The organism is Streptomyces sp. CB03238 (assembly GCF_002099185.1).
Taxonomy (GTDB): domain Bacteria; phylum Actinomycetota; class Actinomycetes; order Streptomycetales; family Streptomycetaceae; genus Streptomyces.
The window spans coordinates 23,200-39,399 of the sequence record NZ_NBCN01000042.1 but is presented as its reverse complement, the minus strand read 5'-3'; the positions used below and the strand labels follow the sequence as shown (position 1 = coordinate 39,399).

Annotated in this window: 14 protein-coding genes; 8 read left to right on the top strand and 6 right to left on the bottom strand. The window is 71.5% G+C overall.

Annotation, left to right across the window (positions count from 1 at the left end; genetic code table 11):
* The coding region (locus tag BKD26_RS37695; protein ID WP_179166856.1) for a glycosyltransferase 87 family protein at positions 1-1,592 on the bottom strand (1,592 nt) is incomplete at its 3' end.
* Positions 1,593-1,835: 243 nt separating this feature from the next.
* Here BKD26_RS37695 and BKD26_RS37690 point away from each other — a divergent pair.
* Genes BKD26_RS37690 through rfbD form a run of 3 tightly spaced genes read left to right on the top strand, consistent with a single transcriptional unit; the run spans position 1,836 to position 4,737 of the window.
* Entirely contained in the window at positions 1,836-2,906 is a 1,071-nt protein-coding gene (locus BKD26_RS37690) for a glucose-1-phosphate thymidylyltransferase (RefSeq protein WP_073750506.1), read from the top strand.
* Positions 2,903-3,889, top strand: a complete 987-nt coding sequence (gene rfbB, locus BKD26_RS37685) for a dTDP-glucose 4,6-dehydratase (protein WP_084907594.1) — start codon at positions 2,903-2,905, stop codon at positions 3,887-3,889. The genes BKD26_RS37690 and rfbB overlap by 4 nt, the downstream gene beginning before the upstream one ends.
* On the top strand, positions 3,886-4,737 hold the full coding sequence (gene rfbD, locus BKD26_RS37680) for a dTDP-4-dehydrorhamnose reductase (protein WP_084907592.1): 852 nt from the start codon (positions 3,886-3,888) through the stop codon (positions 4,735-4,737). The genes rfbB and rfbD overlap by 4 nt, the downstream gene beginning before the upstream one ends.
* Positions 4,738-4,865: 128 nt before the next feature.
* Here the strand turns inward: rfbD and BKD26_RS37675 are convergent, their stop codons facing one another.
* Positions 4,866-5,402 carry a hypothetical protein gene (locus tag BKD26_RS37675; RefSeq protein WP_084907590.1) on the bottom strand — a complete coding sequence of 179 codons (537 nt, stop codon included), beginning with the start codon at positions 5,400-5,402 and terminating at the stop codon, positions 4,866-4,868.
* A gap of 181 nt (positions 5,403-5,583) precedes the next feature.
* Between BKD26_RS37675 and BKD26_RS37670 the strand changes: the two genes are divergently transcribed.
* The gene (locus BKD26_RS37670) at positions 5,584-5,997 is read left to right on the top strand and encodes an ATP-binding protein (RefSeq protein ID WP_179166855.1); all 414 of its coding nucleotides are present in this window, start codon (positions 5,584-5,586) and stop codon (positions 5,995-5,997) included.
* Between the two features lie 78 nt (positions 5,998-6,075).
* On the opposite strand, the gene BKD26_RS37665 is transcribed toward BKD26_RS37670, so the two are convergent.
* Positions 6,076-6,249 (bottom strand): CsbD family protein, encoded by a 174-nt coding sequence (locus tag BKD26_RS37665; RefSeq protein ID WP_084907588.1) that lies wholly within the window; start codon positions 6,247-6,249, stop codon positions 6,076-6,078.
* A gap of 144 nt (positions 6,250-6,393) precedes the next feature.
* On the opposite strand from BKD26_RS37665, the gene BKD26_RS37660 reads away from it, so the two are divergent.
* Entirely contained in the window at positions 6,394-6,564 is a 171-nt protein-coding gene (locus tag BKD26_RS37660; protein WP_064072138.1) for a hypothetical protein, read from the top strand.
* A 23-nt stretch (positions 6,565-6,587) separates the two neighbouring features.
* On the opposite strand, the gene rfbC is transcribed toward BKD26_RS37660, so the two are convergent.
* Positions 6,588-7,184 (bottom strand): dTDP-4-dehydrorhamnose 3,5-epimerase, encoded by a 597-nt coding sequence (gene rfbC / locus BKD26_RS37655; RefSeq protein ID WP_084907598.1) that lies wholly within the window; start codon positions 7,182-7,184, stop codon positions 6,588-6,590.
* A gap of 140 nt (positions 7,185-7,324) precedes the next feature.
* A complete protein-coding gene (locus tag BKD26_RS37650; RefSeq protein WP_241519034.1) occupies positions 7,325-7,924 on the bottom strand; it encodes a TetR/AcrR family transcriptional regulator in 600 nt (199 codons plus the stop codon).
* A 136-nt stretch (positions 7,925-8,060) separates the two neighbouring features.
* Here BKD26_RS37650 and BKD26_RS37645 point away from each other — a divergent pair, with 136 nt between their 5' ends.
* The 3 genes from BKD26_RS37645 to BKD26_RS37635 are packed head-to-tail and all read left to right on the top strand — an operon-like array spanning position 8,061 to position 11,006.
* Positions 8,061-8,969 carry an ABC transporter permease gene (locus tag BKD26_RS37645; RefSeq protein WP_241519033.1) on the top strand — a complete coding sequence of 303 codons (909 nt, stop codon included), beginning with the start codon at positions 8,061-8,063 and terminating at the stop codon, positions 8,967-8,969.
* Positions 8,962-9,756, top strand: a complete 795-nt coding sequence (locus BKD26_RS37640) for an ABC transporter ATP-binding protein (RefSeq protein WP_084907583.1) — start codon at positions 8,962-8,964, stop codon at positions 9,754-9,756. Before BKD26_RS37645 ends, BKD26_RS37640 begins: the two co-directional genes overlap by 8 nt.
* A 26-nt stretch (positions 9,757-9,782) precedes the next feature.
* A complete protein-coding gene (locus tag BKD26_RS37635) occupies positions 9,783-11,006 on the top strand; it encodes a glycosyltransferase 87 family protein (protein WP_084907580.1) in 1,224 nt (407 codons plus the stop codon).
* A 51-nt stretch (positions 11,007-11,057) separates the two neighbouring features.
* Here BKD26_RS37635 and BKD26_RS37630 read toward each other — a convergent pair whose 3' ends face one another.
* Complete coding sequence (locus BKD26_RS37630) at positions 11,058-16,004, bottom strand: NAD-glutamate dehydrogenase (RefSeq protein WP_084907578.1); 4,947 nt, start codon at positions 16,002-16,004, stop codon at positions 11,058-11,060.
* Positions 16,005-16,200 lie beyond the last annotated feature (196 nt).

Genomic DNA, 16,200 nt, shown 5'->3' with positions numbered 1-16,200 from the left:
GGCCCGGGGGCGGGTACGGCGCCCCGCGCGGGGCGCGCGGCGGGCCCTGTGGCCGCGCCGCCTCCGGCCGGCATGGCGGACACGACCACGGCCCCGTCACCCGCTCCCCGCCGAGCACGCGCGCCGTCCCCCGTGGCGGGCGTCCCGGGCGCCGGGCCGCCCGGCGGCGAGGCGGCCGCGGCGACGGCCTCAGCCGGGGCGGGCGTTGCCGTACCGGCGGCGCCGCTCGTGGCGAGCCCCGGTACGGAGGCACCGTCAGGAGCCCCCGCAGCCGGGGCGGTCGGCGCCCGGCCGGCATCCGCGCCGGCCCGCGCCGGAGGCGCCTCCGCGGGTGCCGTACCGGTCGGGGCCGGGGCGTGCCACGCCGGTGGTGGCGCCGTCGACGGGGCGTGCCGCGCCGGTGGTGCCGCCTCCGCCGGGGCGTGCCGGGGCCCCGCCTTCCAGGCCGTGCGGAGGGCGGAGGCGACGCACAGGGCCAGCACCGCCCAGCCCAGGGCGCCGAAGGCCATCTCCGTGTCCGTCCAGTGGACCGGGCGTTGCCCGGAGTAGACCGAGGCGGCGACGGCGCCGACGACGACCCCGTACGCCACGCCCTGCCACAGGCCCACGACGAACAGCCCGGCCGCCGGCCACGCCAGGTACTGCACGCCCGACGCCGTGCTCAGCAACAGCAGCAGGCCGAGCGTGGTGGCGACGGCGAGCGGCGCGTCGGCCGGGCGCCGCCAGGCCAGCCAGACGCCCACGGCCATGATCGCGGCGACGATCAGGAAGTGCCCGTCACCGCGCAGCAGCGTGACGTACGGCTCGGGCACGCCCGCCCAGCGGGCGAAGCGGACGATGCCCCAGAAGCTGAAGTTGCCGCCCGCGTACTCCAGGACGTTGGCCTTGAGCCCGCCCGGTACGGTCGCGACGACCGGCCCCCACACGGTGAGGAACAGCGCCGCGAACCCGGCCGTGAACCGCACGAGGACGGGGCGGCCCCCGGTGCGCCACGCGGTGGCGAAGAGCAGCGGCACGGCGACGACCGGGATCAGCTTGACGCTGACGCACAGCGCCGCCGCCAGCCCGGCCGCCAGCGGCCTGCCCCGGTCGACGAGCAGGTACGCGGCGGCGAACGCGAACATCACGGCGACCGAGTCGGTGTTGCCGTGGTAGCCGGAGGTGGCCACGAGCACCGGGCACAGCGCCGCGCCCACCGCGCACCACACCGCCGTCCGCAGCCGCGCCGCCCGCCTCCGCACGATCGCGAACACCAGCAGCACGGTGACGAGGTCGGCGAGACACGCCGGGAAGCGGATCAGGGGCCGCCACGGCACGCCCTGCTGCGCGAGCCACTCCAGCCCCAGCAGCATCCAGCTCGCCAGCGGCGGGTGGTTGTAGACCGGCAACCACGGCATCTGCTCGGCGTAGATGCGTACCGGGTCCGTCCGGGCGATGGCCCGTGCGAAACCCCAGAAGAAGCGCACGTCGGCGGGGCCGCGCGTGTTCGCCGCGAGCGCCATTTTCGACACCAGCGCGAGCGTCGCGACAGCAATGACGACGATCCGGGCTTTCCGTACATCCCAGGACAGGGACGACATTCGGACGTTCATGGTTGTCGAACGTAGCAATACCGACCACACCACGCGAAGCACCGATTAACACACTTACGTGGCAACGCAGTTCACCGCATGGGTGTTATGTGGGTGTTATAGCGCCGGAACGGTTTCACCGAATCACACGTATGGCCCAGGAAGGCACGTAATTCGTGGCGCTCAACTGTCGTTCACAACCTGCACCTTGTTCCCGGCAGTCGAGGCAGTCGAGGCAGACACGCAGACAGGCAGGCCAGTGAAGTGAAAGCACTCGTACTCTCCGGAGGCGCCGGCACCCGGCTGCGCCCCATTACGCACACCTCCGCCAAACAGCTCGTCCCCGTGGCCAACAAACCGGTGCTCTTCTACGGGCTCGAATCGATCGCCGCCGCAGGAATCCGTGACGTCGGCATCATCGTCGCGCCCGACACCGCCGACGAGATCCGGGCGGCCGTCGGCGACGGCTCGCGCTTCGGCCTCGTCGTCACGTACATCCCGCAGCACGCCCCGCTCGGCCTCGCCCACGCCGTGCTGATCGCCCGGGAATTCCTCGGTGACGACGACTTCGTCATGTACCTCGGGGACAATTTCATCGTCGGCGGCATCACCGACCTGGTCGAGGAATTCCGCGCCACCCGCCCCGCCGCGCGGATCCTGCTGACCAAGGTGCCCGACCCGCGCGCCTTCGGGGTCGCCGAGCTCGACGTCGACGGGCGGGTGGCCCGGCTGGAGGAGAAACCCGCGCACCCGCGCAGCGACCTGGCGCTCGTCGGGGTGTACCTCTTCACCTCCGCCGTGCACGAGGCGGTGCGCTCCATCGAGCCGTCCACGCGCGGCGAGCTGGAGATCACCGACGCCATCCAGTGGCTCATCGACGAGCGGCGCACCGTCACATCGACCGTCGTCTCCGGCTATTGGAAGGACACCGGCAATGTGGCGGACATGCTGGAGGTCAACCGGTCCGTCCTGGAACTGCTCTCCCCGCGCAACGAAGGGACCGTCGACGACGCCACCGAGATCATCGGCCGCGTCCGCATCGGCGCCGGCGCCACCGTGCGCGGCTCGCGGATCGTCGGCCCGGTCGTCATCGGCGCGGGCGCGGTCGTGGAGAACTCCTACATCGGCCCGTCCACGTCCATCGCGGAGAACTGCCGGGTCACGGACAGCGAGATCGAGTACTCCATCGTGCTCAGCGGCTCGTCCCTGCACGGCGTGGGGCGTGTCGAGGCGTCCCTCATCGGCCGTAACGTCGAGATCACCCCCGCCCCGCCCATCCCGGCCGCCCACCGCCTGGTGCTCGGCGATCACAGCAAGGTGCAGATCTCGGCATGACCGTTACCCGCATTCTGGTGACCGGCGGAGCCGGCTTCATCGGCTCGCACTACGTCCGTACGCTGCTGGGGTCCGGCAGCCCCGGCGGCACGGAGGTCACCGTCCTGGACGCGCTCACCTACGCGGGCAACCCCGCGAACCTGGACCCGGTGCGCGACCACCCCGGCTTCGCCTTCGTACGCGGCGACATCTGCGACCCGGTGCTGGTCGACAAACTGCTCTCGGAACACGACCAGGTCGTCCACTTCGCTGCCGAGTCGCACGTCGACCGCTCCATCGCCGGCGCCGACGCCTTCGTGCGTACCAATGTGCTCGGTACGCAGACGCTGCTGGACGCGGCGCTGCGCAACCGGGTCTCCCCCTTCGTCCAGATCTCCACGGACGAGGTGTACGGGTCGATCGACGCGGGCTCGTGGACCGAGGACCAGCCGCTGCGGCCCACCTCCCCGTACGCCGCGACCAAGGCGTCCGCCGACCTGATCGCCCTGTCCTACCACCGCACGCACGGCCTGGACGTGCGGGTGACGCGCTGCTCCAACAACTACGGCCACCACCACTTCCCCGAGAAGGTCATCCCCCTGTTCATCACCCGGCTGCTGGACGGCGGCCGGGTGCCGCTGTACGGGGACGGCTCGCACGTCCGGGACTGGCTGCACATCGACGACCATGTGCGGGGCGTCGAACTCGTCCGGACCCGGGGCCGGGCGGGCGAGGTCTACCACATCGGCGGCGGTACGGAGCTGTCCAACCGTGAGCTGACGTCCCTGCTCCTGGACGCCTGCGACGCCGACTGGTCCCGGGTGGACCACGTCGTGGACCGCAAGGGCCACGACCGGCGGTACTCGCTGGACTGGACGAAGATCCGCGACGAGCTGGGCTACCGGCCGGGCAAGGACTTCGCGACGGGGCTGGCGGAGACGGTCGCCTGGTACGAGCGGAACCGTTCCTGGTGGCAGCCCCTCCTGGACCGGGCGGCGCTGTGAGCTGGCTCGTGACGGGCGCCGGCGGGATACTCGCCCGGGACGTGCTGGCGTGCCTGGGCGACGAGGGGATGGGCCTGACGCGGCGGGACCTGGATGTGACCGACCGGGAGGCGGTCCTGGCCGCGCTGCGGGGGCTGCGCCCTTCCGTCGTGGTCAATTGCGCGGCCTGGACGGCGGTGGACGACGCCGAGTCCCGCGAGCCGGACGCCCTGGCGGTCAACGGGACGGCGGTGGGGCACCTCGCGGAGGCGTGCGCCCTCGTGGGCTGCGCCCTGGTGCACGTCTCCACCGACTACGTTTTCGACGGCCACGCGCGCGTGCCGTACGCCGAGGGCGCCCTGCCCGGCCCCCGCACGGCCTACGGGCGCACCAAACTCGCGGGCGAGCGCGCGGTCCTGGAGGCCCTCCCCGAACGCGGGTACGTGGTGCGGACGGCGTGGCTGTACGGGTCGGGCGGCGCGAACTTCGTGACGACGATGATCCGGTCGGGGGCGTCCCGGGGCGTGGTCCATGTGGTCGACGACCAGCGCGGCCAGCCGACCTGGAGCGCCGACGTGGCGCGCCGCATGGTCCGGCTCGTGGACGCGCCCCCGGGCATCTACCACGCCACCAACAGCGGGGACGGCACCTGGTACGACCTCGCCCGCGAGACCTTCCGCCTCCTGGGCGCCGACCCGGCCCGCGTCCACCCGACCACGAGCGCCTCCTACCCCCGTCCGGCGCCGCGCCCCGCGTACAGCGTGCTGGGCCACACCCGCTGGCGGGAGGCGGACCTCCCGCCGCTGCGCGACTGGCGGGAGGCGCTGGCGGAGGGCTTTCCGGCGCTGCGGGCTGCCGCGGGCGGCTGAGCCCGGCCGGGATCACCCGACGAGCCGGTCCACCGCCCCGAGGGCGAGCCCGAGCACCCCGGCCACCAGGCCGACCAGAACGGCCCACCCCGCACTGCCACGCTCGCGCCGTCGCACGGGGAGGACCCTCATGCCGTTCCTCCCCGAGTGTTCATGGTTCCGCCGGCGCGCGACGCGCCCGCGGGCCCGCTCCGTCCGACCGCCTCGGCCATGTGCCGCAGGCGTCGTCGGTGGCGTACGGCGCTCCAGGTGGGCCAGGCGAGGAAGGCCAGCGAGAAGACGGTGTACCCGATGGCCACCGGCGCGTCAGCCGTGGCGGCGACCGCCACCGCGACCAGCCCGACCAGCAGGAACATGCCGACGGCCGCCCACCGCCAGTGCCGGGAGGCGTGCAGCCGGTGCGCCACCAGCCGCGCCATGGCGTCCCGCTCGCCCGCGTCCTCGGGCACCTCGCCGCGCCGCAGCTTCTCGTCCAGCCCCACGACCGTCCGGTCGGAGCCGCCGGTCGCCCGCTTCTCCCTGCGCCGCCGTACGTAGATGACGGCCACCCCGCCGAGGGAGATGACGGCGACGCGCAGGAGCACCTGCCACCACGGCCGTCCCGGACTCATCAGCATGATCACGGCGCTCGCGGCGACCACCGAGAGCAGGACCGTCGCCCACACGTGCTCACCAAGCCATCTATTGAGACACCTCATGCCACAACTCCACTTTCTGGAAGGCCTGTTGGCTTTGTTCCGTGTGCCCCGGACGCGTCCGGCCATGGCAACCGGGCGCCGAGGCCGTTGCCTTCCCCCGTCCGGGGGTACACGGCGGATGGCAGGTCCCGGACGGAAAGGAGACACGATGGCCGACTCGTCGATGAGGGCCGTGGGCTGGGCCCGGTGCTTTCCCGTGTCGGGTGGCGTACGGGCGGGGCGGCACTGGGCGCGGGAACACCTGGAGTCCCTGAGCTGGACCGAGGACGCCCCGGAGACGGTGGACGACGTCCTGCTCACGGTGTCGGAGCTGATCACCAACGCCCATGTCCACGCGCACAGTTCCGCCCAGGTCGTACTGACATGGGACAGCAGGTGCCTGCACGTCAGCGTCCACGACGACGACGGCGGCGGGATGCCGGCCCCGCGTACCCCCGACACCACCTCACCGGGCGGCCGGGGCCTCGCCCTCGTCGACGCGCTGTCGGACCACTGGCACGCCCACGCCCAGCAGCACGGCAAGACCATCACCGCCTGCTTCACCCCCGCGGGCACCGGCTGAAACACGCGCAGGGCACGCGTAAGGCACGCGTACGGCCCGCTCCCGGAAAGGAGCGGGCCGTACGCGTAAAGCGGTGGTTCAGTGGCGGAAGGCGTCCTTCGTGTTCTCCTTCGCCTGCCGCAGATCGCCCTTGGACTGCTCGGCGCGGCCTTCGGCGGTCATGCGCTCATTGCCCAGGGCACGCCCGATGGTCTCCTTGACCTTGCCCTTGACCTGCTCGGACTTGGCCTTGGCCTTCTCGTCGTCTGCCATCGGAATCACACTCCCACACAATCGACTACGGGATTGTCCTGGCGTGTTGCCGGAACACCGGAGAGCAAACCCGAAAGAAAAAACGAATGCGCATTGTGTGATCTTCTTCAGGGCGGGCACAAGCGGCTTCGGAGGTTGATAATCATGGTCCCGCTTCTTCTCGTTCTTCTTCTCGCCCTGATTCTTTTCGGCGCGGGTTTCGCCCTCAAGGTGCTCTGGTGGGTGGCGGCCATCGTGCTGGTCGTCTGGCTGGTCGGCTTCCTGGTCCGCCCGGCCGGCCACGGTGGCGCACGCGGCCGCTGGTACCGCTGGTAGGCCGCACGGCCGCTGACTGCCCGTCACCCGGCACGCAAGGCCGCGTACCAACGCGTGCAGGTCTCGTAGGACGGCAACAGGCCCCCACGTTCCGCTTCGGCGAGCGTGGGGGCCTTGGCGTCCTTCTCCGACAGTACGGGGGCGAGGCCGGCCGGCCAGTCGATGGCGAGGTCCGGGTCGAACGGGTCGATGCCGTGTTCGTGGGCGGGGGTGTAGCCGCGCGAGCAGAGGTAGACGACGGTCGCCTTGTCGGTGAGGGCCATGAACGCGTGGCCCAGCCCCTCGGCGAGGTGGACCGCCCGGTGGTCCTGGTCGTCGAGCCGGACGGCCTCCCAGGCGCGGTAGGTGGGCGAGCCGGTGCGGATGTCGACGATCACGTCCAGGACGGCGCCGCGTACGCACGTCACGTACTTGGCCTGGCCCGGCGGTACGTCGGCGAAGTGCACGCCCCGCAGGGTGCCCCGCACGGAGACCGAGCAGTTCGCCTGGGCGAGCCCGAACCCGTACCCCGCCGTCGCCTGGAGTTCCGGCGCCCTGAACCACTCGTGGAAGCTGCCGCGGTCGTCCTGGAAGACCCGCGGCTCCATGACCCAGGCGCCTTCGATGCTCAGCTCGCGCACGGTCACCCACCGTCCTTTCGTGTCGGCGGGTTCAACCGCCCCGCGCGCCGGGCGTCACCGGACGCGCCGCCGACCGGGTGACCGTCAGGCCGCGACCGTCAGGCCGTGACCGTGAGCCCGTGACCGTCAGGCCGCGACCGTCACGACTTCAGCGCGGCGACGGCCGACGCGGCCAGGTCGTCGAGGTACCCCTCCGGCAGCGGCGTGCGGACCACGACCAGGCGCCAGTAGAGCGGGCCGATGATCAGGTCCAGGGCGCGGTCGGGGTCGGCGTCCTCGGGCAGTTCGCCGCGCGCGACGGCGTCGCGCACGACGAGGGCGGCCACGCCCTGCTGGCCGTCCAGCAGGGCCGCCTTGATGGCGTCGGCGATCTCGGGGTGGCGGGCCGCCTCGACGAGGAGGTCCGGGATGACCTGGGAGGCGACCGGGTGGCGCAGCGCGTGCGCGGCGACCTCCAGGAGGGCGCGGACGTCCCCGTACAGCGAGCCGGTCGCGGGGGCGGGGAGGCCCTGGGCGGCGAAGGCGGTCAGCAGGTCGAGGACGAGCGACAGCTTGGACTTCCAGCGCCGGTAGACGGCGGTCTTGCCGACGCCCGCCCGCCGGGCGATGCCCTCGATGGACATACGGGCGAAGCCGACCGCCGCCAGTTCCTCGAAGACGGCGGCGCGGATGGCTTCGGTGACGTCCTCCCGGAGTACGGCGGCTCCGGCGGGCGGCCGGCGGGGCGGCGGTGTGCTCATGCCCGGGATCATAGCGCCAGGTGCACGTCACGACGGGACGGTTGCGTTCCGACGTACAGCCGCCCTACTCTCCCCGTAGCGACGAAACGGGTCCGTTCCGTCGCACATCGACCGTTGCACCGAGGGAGCCCGCCTGGTGAGTACGCAGACACTCGCGCCCCCGCCCACGGAAGAGCACGAGGATTTCCGCGCGCTCGCCCTCCGGCACGGGCTGTCCGTCAGCGGCGCCCGGCCGTCCCTGCCCGTGTACGCCCGGCAGCTGTGGTCGAGGCGGCACTTCATCACCGCCTTCGCGACCGCCCGCCTCACCGCCCAGTACAGCCAGGCCCGGCTCGGCCAGGTGTGGCAGGTGATGACCCCGCTGCTCAACGCGGCGGTGTACTACTTCATCTTCGGCGTGCTGATGAACACCCGCGACGGCGTCCCGGAGTTCGTGCCGTTCCTGGTCACGGGCGTGTTCATCTGGACCTTCACGTCCAGTTCGATCACGGCGGGCACGCGGGCGATCAGCGGCAACATCGGCCTCGTACGCGCCCTGCACTTCCCGCGCGCCAGCCTCCCCGTCTCGCTGGCGCTCCAGCAGCTCCAGCAGCTGGTCTTCTCGCTGTGCGCGCTCGCGATCATCCTGTTCTGCTTCGGCGTCACGCCCGGCTGGTCGTGGCTGCTGGCGGTCCCGGCACTCTTCCTGCAGTCCCTGTTCAACACGGGCGTGTCGCTGGCGATGGCGCGGCTGGCCGCCCGTACGCCGGACATCGCGCAGCTGATGCCGTTCCTGCTGCGGACCTGGATGTACGTGTCCGGCGTGATGTGGAGCGTCGAGCACGTCCTGGCGAACAACCACCTGCCGCACGCCGTGCTGCTGGTCCTGGAGTGCAACCCGGCGGCCGTCTACATCGACCTCGTGCGCTTCGCGCTCATCGACAGCTTCACCTCCGCCCAGCTGCCGCCGCACGTCTGGGCCGTGGCGACCGGCTGGGCGCTGCTCGCAGCCGTGGGCGGGTTCATCTGGTTCTGGCAGGCGGAGGAGACGTACGGCCGTGGCTGACACACCCACCACACAGCGGACTCCGACCGTCGTCGCGGACGGCGTGCACATCACGTACACCGTCCAGGGCGCCGGGAAGGCGGCCGGCAAGGGCAGCGCGACGGCCGCGCTCGGCCGGATCCTGTCCCGTACGCGCACGACGCCGCCGGGCACCCGGACGGTCCATGCCGTCAAGGGCGTCAGCTTCGCCGCGTACAAGGGCGAGGCGATCGGACTGATCGGCTCCAACGGCTCGGGCAAGTCCACCCTGCTCAAGGCCGTCGCGGGCCTGCTGCCGACCACCGAGGGCCGGATCTACACCCACGGCCAGCCATCACTCCTGGGGGTGAACGCCGCTCTGATGGGTGACCTGACCGGTGAGCGCAACGTCATCCTCGGCGGGCTCGCGATGGGCATGTCGCGCGAGCAGATCCAGGAGCGGTACCAGGACATCGTCGACTTCTCGGGGATCAACGAGAAGGGCGACTTCATCTCGCTGCCGATGCGTACGTACTCCTCCGGCATGGGCGCCCGGCTGCGCTTCTCCATCGCCGCCGCCAAGTCCCACGACGTCCTGCTGATCGACGAGGCGCTGGCCACCGGCGACGCGAAGTTCCAGCGCCGCAGCCAGGAGCGGATCAGCGAGCTGCGCGAGCGGGCCGGGACCGTCTTCCTCGTCAGCCACAGCAACTCGGCGATCCGCCAGACGTGCGACCGGGCGATCTGGCTGGAGGCCGGACGGCTGCTGATGGACGGCCCGGCGGGGGAGGTTGTTGACGCATATGAAGCACACACCAGGAAGAAATAGGTCATAGCGGGTTAAAGTGCGCACCGATGACCATCTATAGGATCAGCGCACGCCGCACGCCCCTCTTCACGGACCGGTCCGCCGCTCTGCCGCTGACCGCCGTGTGGGCCTTCACGCGCGCCGGGATGCTCCTGCTCCTGTGGCGCGACACGCTCGGCATCGGCGGGATCGGCCGCGAGGTCTACCTGCTGTACCGGCACTGGTACCAGCAGCTCTCGCAGGGCACGTTCCCGCCCGGCGACGTCACCTGGCAGTACCCGCCCGGCGCCGGGCTGGTGTTCCTGGCCCCGGGCCATGTGCCGGAGCTGACGTACTACCAGGCGTTCGTCGCCCTCACCCTGCTGGCGGACGCCGTCGTCACCTTCGCGCTCGCCCGGGCCGGGACCAGCGGCGCCTGGCTGTGGGTGGCCGGCCTGCCGCTGCTGCTGCACCTGCCCCTGGCGCGGTACGACGTCCAGGTCACCGCCCTGGCGGTGCTGGGCCTGCTGGCGCTGCGGGGCGGGCACGCCCGGCTGGGCGGCGCGCTGGCCGGGCTCGGCGCCATGATCAAGGTGTGGCCCCTGCTCACGCTGCTCGGCACGCCGCGCGGCCACCTCACACGCCGGGCGTGGACGGCCGCGCTGGTGGCGGCGGGCGCGCTGTTCGCGGTCCTGGCGCTCGGGTTCACGCACACCCTGGACTTCGCGCGCCAGCAGGGCGGCCGGGGCGTGCAGATCGAGTCGGTCGGCGGCACCGTGCTGTCGCTGGCGCGGCTGGCGGGGTGGTGGCCGGGCCAGGTCCGGTACCAGTACGGGGCCTTCGAGCTGGCCGGGCCGTACGCCTCCAGCGTGGCCCACTTCGCGCTGGTGCTCACCGCGCTCGCCTTCTGCTGGCTGCTGCTGTGGCGGGTGCGGTCGTGGCAGTGGAGCGCGGCGACCCCGGTGGACGCCGCGCTCACCGCCGTGCTGCTGTTCACCGTGACCAGCCGGGTGATCAGCCCCCAGTACATGGTGTGGCTGCTGGGCCTCGGCGCGGTCTGCCTGACCTGCCGGGACACCAGCCAGCGGTCGGTCGCGCTGCTGCTGCTGCCTGCGGCGGCGCTCAGCGCGCTCGCGTACCCCGTCCTGTACGAGGACGTCATCACCGTCACGCCGCTCGGCTGCGCGGTGGTGGCGGTCCGCAACGGCCTGCTGGTGGCCGCCGCGCTGCTGTCGTGCCGTCGGCTGTGGGCCGAGACGGTGCCGGGCCCGCCGTCGCTGAAGGGGCTGTGAGACGGGCGCCCCGCCGGTTCGGCGGGGCGCCCGTGTCACTGGTGCCGCTGATCAGCTGTGCGTACGCAGCAGCGTCCGCATCGTCCGCATCGCGACCGACAGGTTCGCCAGGTCGAACGCGTCCGAGCTCTGGATCTCCTCCAGCGTCGTGCGCGCCCGGCCGAGGATCGCGGCGTTCCGCTGCTCCCAGGCCTTGAACCGCTCCTCGGGCGTCGAGGTGCCGTTCCCGGCCGACAGCACCTCCGCCGTCAGCGCGGCGTGCGCGGCGTACAGGTCCTCGCGAATGGCGGCGCGGGCCATCGACTGCCAGCGGTCGGCGCGCGGCAGTTCGAGGATCCGGTCCATCAGCTGGGTGACGGAGAGCCGGTCGGCGAGGTCGTAGTAGACCTCGGCGACCGCCATCGGGTCCTTGCCCGTCCGGTCGGCGATCGCGACGATGTCGAGCGTCGGGAACGCGGACGAGAAGCCCGCCACCCGCAGCGCCAGCTCCTCCGGGACACCCGCCGCGGTGAGCTCGTCCACGATCGACCCGTACCACTCCAGGTCCGCGCCGCGCAGCATCTGCGGCAGCTTCGCCCACACCTGCTCCACGCGCTCCGCGAAGAACTCGACGGTCTCGGCGAGCTGCACCGGCTGCGGCCGGTTGCCCAGCAGCCAGCGCGTACCGCGCTCGACCAGGCGCCGCGAGTGCAGCCGGATGCGGGTCTGGACCTCGGCGGGGACCTTGTTGTCGAGGGCCTCGACGGCGTCCCACACCTCGCTCAGCCCGAAGATCGCACGGGCGGCGGTCTGCGCCCGGACGATCTCCTCGATCGACGCGCCGGTCTCCTCGCGCAGCCGGTGCAGGAAGGTCGAGCCGCCGGTGTTGACGGTGTCGTTGACCAGCACCGTCGTGATGATCTCGCGGCGCAGCGCGTGGGCGTCGATCTGGTCGGCGAACTCCTCGCGGAGCTTGGTGGGGAAGTACGCGTGCAGCAGCTCGCGCAGGTACGGGTCGTCCGGCAGGTCCGTGTGGATCAGCTCGTCCGCCACCGTGATCTTGGTGTACGCGAGGAGGACGGCCAGCTCGGGCTGGCTGAGGCCCTTGCCCGCGTTGAGCAGCTCGCGGATCTGGCGGTCGTTGGGCAGGAACTCCAGCGCCCGGTCCAGCCGGCCCTCGCGGCCCAGGCGGCGCATGAACCGCTGGTGGGCGTGGAGGAGGGACGGGGACTGCTTGACGGCGTTGGCGAGGGCCACGTTCTGCGCGTAGTTGTTGCGCAGCACCAGCGTGCCGACCTCGTCGGTCATCTCGGCGAGAATCTTGTTGCGCTGCTTGACGGTCATGTCGCCGTCCGCGACCAGGCCGTTGAGCAGGATCTTGATGTTCACCTCGTGGTCGGAGGTGTCCACGCCCGCGCTGTTGTCGATGGCGTCGGTGTTGACCTTGCCGCCCTCGCCCTCGGGGCCACCCTTCCGGGCGAACTCGATCCGGCCGAGCTGGGTCAGGCCCAGGTTGCCGCCCTCGCCGACGACCTTGACGCGCAGGTCCTCGCCGTTGACGCGGATGGCGTCGTTGGCCTTGTCGCCGACGTCGCCGTGCGACTCGGTGCCGGCCTTGACGTACGTACCGATGCCGCCGTTCCACAGCAGGTCCACCGGCGCCTTGAGGATCACCTGCATCAGCTCGGCGGGGGTCAGCTTGGTGACCGTCCCCTCGATGCCGAGCGCGGCGCGCATGTGCGCGTTGACCGGGATCGACTTGGCCGTACGGGGGTGGATGCCGCCGCCCGGGGACAGCAGCTCCTTGTTGTAGTCGGCCCACGAGCTGCGCGGCAGCTCGAACAGGCGGCGCCGCTCGGCGTACGAGACGGCCGCGTCGGGGTTCGGGTCGATGAAGATGTGCCGGTGGTCGAAGGCGGCGACCAGCCGGATGTGCTCGCTCAGCAGCATGCCGTTGCCGAACACGTCACCGGACATGTCGCCGACGCCGACGACCGTGAAGTCCTCGGTCTGGGTGTCGTGGCCGAGCTCCCGGAAGTGCCGCTTGACCGACTCCCACGCGCCACGGGCCGTGATGCCCATGCCCTTGTGGTCGTAACCGGCCGAGCCGCCGGATGCGAAGGCGTCGCCCAGCCAGAAGCCGTACGCGACGGCGACCTCGTTGGCGATGTCGGAGAAGGTCGCCGTGCCCTTGTCGGCGGCGACGACGAGGTACGTGTCGTCCTCGTCGTGCCGGACGACGTCACGCGGCGGCACGACCTCGCCGCCGACGAGGTTGTCGGTGATGTCCAGCAGCGCCGAGATGAAGGTGCGGTAGCTGGCGATGCCCTCCGCCAGCCAGGCGTCACGGTCGACGGCCGGGTCCGGGAGCTGCTTGGCGACGAACCCGCCCTTGGCGCCGACCGGCACGATGACGGTGTTCTTCACCATCTGCGCCTTGACCAGGCCGAGGATTTCGGTACGGAAGTCCTCGCGCCGGTCCGACCAGCGCAGACCGCCTCGCGCGACCTTGCCGAAGCGGAGGTGGACGCCCTCGACACGCGGCGAGTACACCCAGATCTCGAACGCGGGGCGCGGCGCGGGCAGGTCGGGGATGGCCTGCGGGTCGAACTTCATCGACACGTACGCGTGCGGCTCGCCGTCGTCCGCCTGCTGGAAGAAGTTCGTCCGCAGCGTGGCCTTGATGACGGTGAGGAAGGACCTGAGGATCCGGTCCTCGTCGAGCGAGGCCACCTGGTCCAGGGCGCCGTCCAGCTCCTCCAGCAGCCCGTCGGTCAGCTCCGTGCCGGCCCGCTGCCGCTCCGGCGACATCCGCGCCTCGAACAGCGAGACCAGCAGGCGGGTGGTGTGGACGTTGTGGCGGAGGGTGTCCTCCATGTAGTCCTGGCTGAACGTCGAACCGGCCTGGCGCAGGTACTTGGCGTACGCGCGCAGCACCATCGCCTGGCGCCAGTTCAGCCCCGCGCTCAGCACGAGGGCGTTGAACCCGTCGTTCTCGGCCCGGCCGGTCCAGGTCGCGGCGAACGCCTCCTGGAACCGCTCACGGGCGTCGTCGGCGAGGTAGTCGCCGTTGGCCGTGCCGTGCGGCATGCGCAGCCCGAAGTCGTAGATCCACGCCTGCGTACGGTCCGCGCAGCGCAGCTCGTAGGGGCGCTCGTCGACGACCTCGACGCCGAGCCGGTTGAGGACCGGCAGTACGGCGGAGAGGGAGATCTGCGCGCCGGTCTTGTAGATCTTGAAGCGGCGCTCGCCGGGGCCCGCGCCGACCGGCTCGTACAGGGAGAGCGCGAAGTCCTTCTCGCCCCGGACCAGCTGCTCCAGGTGGCCGAGGTCGGCGACGGCGGCACGCGGGGTGTGGTCGGCCTTGTACCCCTCGGGGAAGGAGTTGGCGTACCGGCGCAGCAGCTCGGCGGCGCGCTCCTCGCCCATCTCGGCGTTGAGCGCCTCGGCGAAGCCGTCCTCCCAGGAGCGGGCGGCTTCGACGAGCCGGGCCTCGATGCGCTCGGTGTCGGCGTCGGTGAGCGGGGTGAGCTCGGTGCCCTGCGGGACGCGGACGACGAAGTGGAGCCGGGAGAGGATCGACTCGGTGTTCCAGGCGGTGAAGTCGACGCTGGTGCCGCCGAGCTCCTCCTTCAGGATGTCGATGATCCGCAGCCGGACGGTGGTGTTGAAGCGGTCGCGCGGCAGGTAGACGAGCGCGGAGTAGTAGCGCCCGTACTCGTCCTGGCGGAGGTAGAGCCGCAGCTTGCGGCGCTCCTGCAGGTAGAGCACGCTCGTGGCGATCGACTCGAGCTGGTCGACCGGCGTCTGGAACAGCTCGTCGCGCGGGTAGGTCTCCAGGATCTGGAGCAGGTCGCGGCCGTCGTGGCTGTGGGGCGAGAAGCCGGCCTTTTCCAGGACCTCGGCGACCTTGCGGCGGATGACCGGGACGCGCCTCACCGATTCGGTGTAGGCGGCCGACGAGAAGAGCCCCAGGAAGCGGCGCTCGCCGATGACGTTGCCGTCCTTGTCGAACTTCTTCACCCCGACGTAGTCGAGGTAGGAGGGCCGGTGCACGGTGGCGCGGCTGTTGGCCTTGGTGAGGATGAGCAGCTTGTGCTCGCGGGCCTTGGCACGGGCGTCGCGCGGCAGCCGGTTGAAGGAGGGCGAGACGGGGTGCGCCTCGTCGTCGCTGTGGTGCGGGTCGGAGCGGAGGATGCCGAGGCCGGTGCCGGGTACGGCGCTGAGCGCGTCGTCGCTGGTCAGCTCGTACTCGCGGTAGCCGAGGAAGGTGAAGTGGTCGTCGGCGAGCCAGCGCAGCAGCTCGCGGGCCTCCTCGACCTCGGGCCGGCGCAGGTCGCCGGGGATGGGCTCGCGGGGCAGCTCTTCGGCGATGCGCAGCGCGGCGTCGCGCATCTTCTCCCAGTCCTCGACCGTCTCGCGGACGTCGGACAGGACGCGCAGCAGGTCGGCGGTGATCTGCTTGAGGTCGGCGCGGTCGGTCTCGCGGTCGATCTCGACGTGGATCCAGGACTCGGTGAGGGCGTCGTGCAGGTCGGCGCGGGCGCCGCTGGGCAGCACCTCGATGAGCTTGCCGGTCACGTCGCGGCGGACGACGACCTGCGGGTGGATCACGACGTGGATGCCGCGCCCCTGCCGGGACAGCTCGTTGGTCACCGAGTCGACGAGGAAGGGCATGTCGTCCGTGACGACCTCGACGACGGAGTGGCTGCAGGTCCAGCCGTTCTCCTCGACGGTGGGCGTGTGCACACGGACGCTGGCCGTGCCCTGGGGGCGGTTCTCGGCCAGCCGGTAGTGCGAAAGGGCCGCGCCGAAGACGTCCACCGGGTCACGGTCCGTGAGGTCCTCGGGGGCGGTGTGCAGGTAGTAGCGCTGGAGGTATTCGAGAACGATGTCCTGGTCCGGACGTTCCCCGTTCTCGGCCCCAGTCTGGAGTTGCCCCCCGACCGGGCTGTTCTCAGCTACCCGGGCGGCCCGTTCGAGCAGCTCGGCCTTGGCTTCGTCCAGCTTGGTCTGCATGTCCTCTGGCTCCTGTCGCGCGCCGTTGCGTGACGTAGGTGAAAGAAAAAGTGACACAACGCCACGACGCGGGGTATCCGGTCTGAGGCGACGTTATGCCGCGATGAGAGATGTCCGGGCCGTTATTGGCCAATTTTGGCGACCGGGCCGGATGGGATGGGTCAGCGATCGCCCGGGCACGGTGGCACTCCGGGCG